At 44.1% G+C, this 3,178-nt stretch carries 2 protein-coding genes; both read right to left on the bottom strand.

Features of this window, described 5'->3' with window-relative positions; translation table 11 throughout:
• A partial coding sequence (locus O3603_RS11910; protein ID WP_371523038.1) for a SpvB/TcaC N-terminal domain-containing protein occupies window positions 1–1,481 on the bottom strand: 1,481 nt, incomplete at its 3' end.
• 83 nt (window positions 1,482–1,564) lie between these two features.
• The gene (locus O3603_RS11915) at window positions 1,565–3,124 is read right to left on the bottom strand and encodes a T9SS type A sorting domain-containing protein (protein WP_371523039.1); all 1,560 of its coding nucleotides are present in this window, start codon (window positions 3,122–3,124) and stop codon (window positions 1,565–1,567) included.
• Between the last annotated feature and the right edge of the window lie 54 nt (window positions 3,125–3,178).

Raw genomic sequence — 3,178 nt, forward strand, 5'->3', positions numbered from 1 at the left:
ATAGAGTCAATATTGAATTCAATGCTATACAATCCTTCCGTCTCCCCGAATCCTGTCCATGTATAGCGTTCCGGATAAAGGTTATTGCCAGACTTCATGTAATGGAAAGCGGCAAAGTTTCCGTGAACATCGGTAACACGATCAAGTGCCCATTTGACACGGTTACCATTGGTATCTGTAAGAGAAGTAGCATCACTGACATGACCACCATGACCACCATAACTGTAGACTGTACCATCCTTGCCCGTCACTTCCCAGTAATAGTCCTTCGGGCTGTTACCCTTTCGGATAATCCTACTGAAACCACCTTCAGTCATTGGGTAGAACTGCTTATCAACTTGTCTTGCCAGAGAATCAGTCCTACGATAGAGTCGGTCACTGAGCTGCTGTCCCATGAGGAGATAGCTCTCACTCTCTGACTTATCATCGAAACGTGGTACACCCCATCGGGTCTCTATGTCAATGCTCTGCACAGGAAAGCTCCATCCATAGCCAACAAAGCTACTACCGCCCTCACTGCTATACTGTAAGCCGGCACTTACACCAATATCATTACGCCCTGCAGGAACTTCAAAAGGATAGGACAGTGTTGCCGTACCATTCTGATTAGCTGATGGAGCTTCAATCTGCTGAATACCTGCTGCTGGGTCAGCAGCCTTCAGCTCACTGATACCTGTAGGGACATAATTCTGTGTTTCGGGACTCTCTGGAACCTTGATGATACCGTTGATGACATCCGTAAAATGTGAAGTCTCTGCCATTGCCACCTCACGCTTGGTATCAATACCTTTTGACTGGAGCATTGTCCAGCGTTGGTGCAGTTCATCATAATAATAGGTGTGGATATCATCTACAGTATAGCCTTTCGGTATCAACGTGCTGTCGTAGGGGACAGAAATACTTGCCAGATGATGGACGAAGTGATTACCATGAGGTAAGAAACGATAACCTGATACCGTATCTGTTCTTGCCATTAAGGTGTCACAGCCACCTGTAACATTCACCATACCAGTAGGCAAGGTTGGTAGTTCACCCTTTCTAAGTGGAGTAATACTGAGAACTTTACCCTTTTCCATAGCCTCACGTGGAACGGCAAGCTGGGCACGCCCAACATTGAGCGTATCGCTGTCGGAATTGGCAAAGAACTTACTGACGGTACGTTTGCCTAAGTCTGCAAAAAGTCTTGCAGATTTCCTGTTCGGCTTGTGAGTATCTACACGATTCCCCTTTTCTTTTCTTGCGATTTCTTTGGAGATTCTCTTCACAGGTGAGTTCTGTACACTGTCCTTAACTTGTTTTCGTAAGGAAGTAGCCTTTGAGGAGGTGCTATCTTTTTGTACAGAAGAGACTGTATCACTGGATGTAGAATCACTGATTACAGTTTCTTTAGCAGAACGATTACTTCCACCATTACAGGAGTTTAGTATGATTCCTGCTAGCAACAGGAACGGAAAGAGGAGTGAATGTGTAGAATACTTCATTATTCTTGCTATTTTGTTTCAGACCTAAAGGTCCTCAATGTATATACTTGCGTTAGTAAACTTTAAAAGGATAAAAAAGAGAATTATTTCCTCACTAGTTTAAATGTCCTTTCTTTGCTACCACTTTGCAGTGTCAATAAGTAAACACCTGTCTGTGGAAGATAGACTTTAGTGGAGAAATATGTATCTGGCATATTCGTCTGACGACTGACAAGAGCCCCACCCGTCGTATAGAGTGCCATGTCCAATGGAGCTACTTCGCTCAGTTCCACCTGAACACCGACATATCCATTCACCGTTGGATTAGGACTTACACTTACATTCGCAAAGAAGTCAGTATTTCCATCGGAAGGATTCATGGAAGGAATATCTGTGATACCCGTCTTAGATATCTGAAACTCATTCTCAGACTTATTGCCCACATGATCTGTCGTTGTAAGGAGGTATTTCCCTTCTATGAGTCCGTCAGCAGACTGTATGCTGTCACTTGTGGTACGATTGAAAACAGACATGTGTTCTCTCTGTAGGGTCATCTTGTAAGGGGCGATACCACCTGTTACCCTGACAGAGAGTGTTCCTGTGCTGCCACTCTTCTCCGTTGGCTGCTTTACTTCTATTGTTGTAAACATATCTTTGGCAGCTCGTAGTGTGAATACATCACATTTGCCTAACGGTATATTCTTAAAAACAATACTGTCACCAACTGTCATGTTTGCCTTATGATAGCTTAGAGTCTTGACAGGAAAGCTACCCGTTCCTGTAGGGTCAACGGCAAGATAGTAGCTCTCACCTTCTGCAAGAGGCTGTATCTGGCGTAGTTGCTTACCATCAGCAACAACATCAACATTAGGCTTGTCAACCCGTGTTGCTGCATTCATCCATCGTCTACCTAGCCACTTACCGTAGGCCTTACTCTGGCGGAAAGAAAGTTTGCCATTGTTGTCACCCCAAAGAAGACTCTCACCATCTTCAAGAGGCTTGCTCATACTGATTGTAAGGAAACCATCTTCCTCACAGCTCTTGGCTCTTGTCTTATGTAGGGCAGAAGCTTTGTCTGAGATAAGACCAGCTATACGGTGGCTATAGTCCTTGTTGGTATACCCATTCCAAATAACCTCGCTCCTTGAATTAAGGTAACTGCTACGAAGGCTCACTCCATATTTCAAAGCAAGATAGCTTTCCACACGACACCGTTCTGTATCAGAAAGGCGGCGATCGAAGACAGTATATTCAACAGTTCTACCTTCAAGGTTCTTTACAGGCAACTTGGCGTTCCCATTCCGACCGATATGCAAAGTCTGACCATTACCCATATTGGAAGAGGTCGTATAGCTATAAAGACGCATTTCAGGCAATGAGTCCTTGGCATAATTCATGAAAGTACCATCGCCAAGGTTTGCAGCACGTTCAGTTGTCTGTATACGGGTAATAGCTTTTCCACTTCCAAGAGACCATATAGCCTGCTCCTTTTCGCCATATACCTTACTTACGCCTATATAGGTAAGTCCAGCACCAGCAGAGACACGAACAGAGGTAGAATCGTGTGACCATACCATTGGCTTATCTACACCACCAGGGGTCTGAGCTGTAGCAGAAAGAGTGGATATAAAGAAGAAAACTGCTGTGAGGTATTTATGTTTCATTTAAAGACCGTTTTAATATGATTGTAGTTATGCTGCTTATTTAGCTTTGCCAAT

Origin of the sequence: Prevotella sp. 20925_1_30 (genome assembly GCF_041433025.1) — a bacterium.
Taxonomy (GTDB): Bacteria; Bacteroidota; Bacteroidia; order Bacteroidales; family Bacteroidaceae; genus Prevotella; species Prevotella vespertina.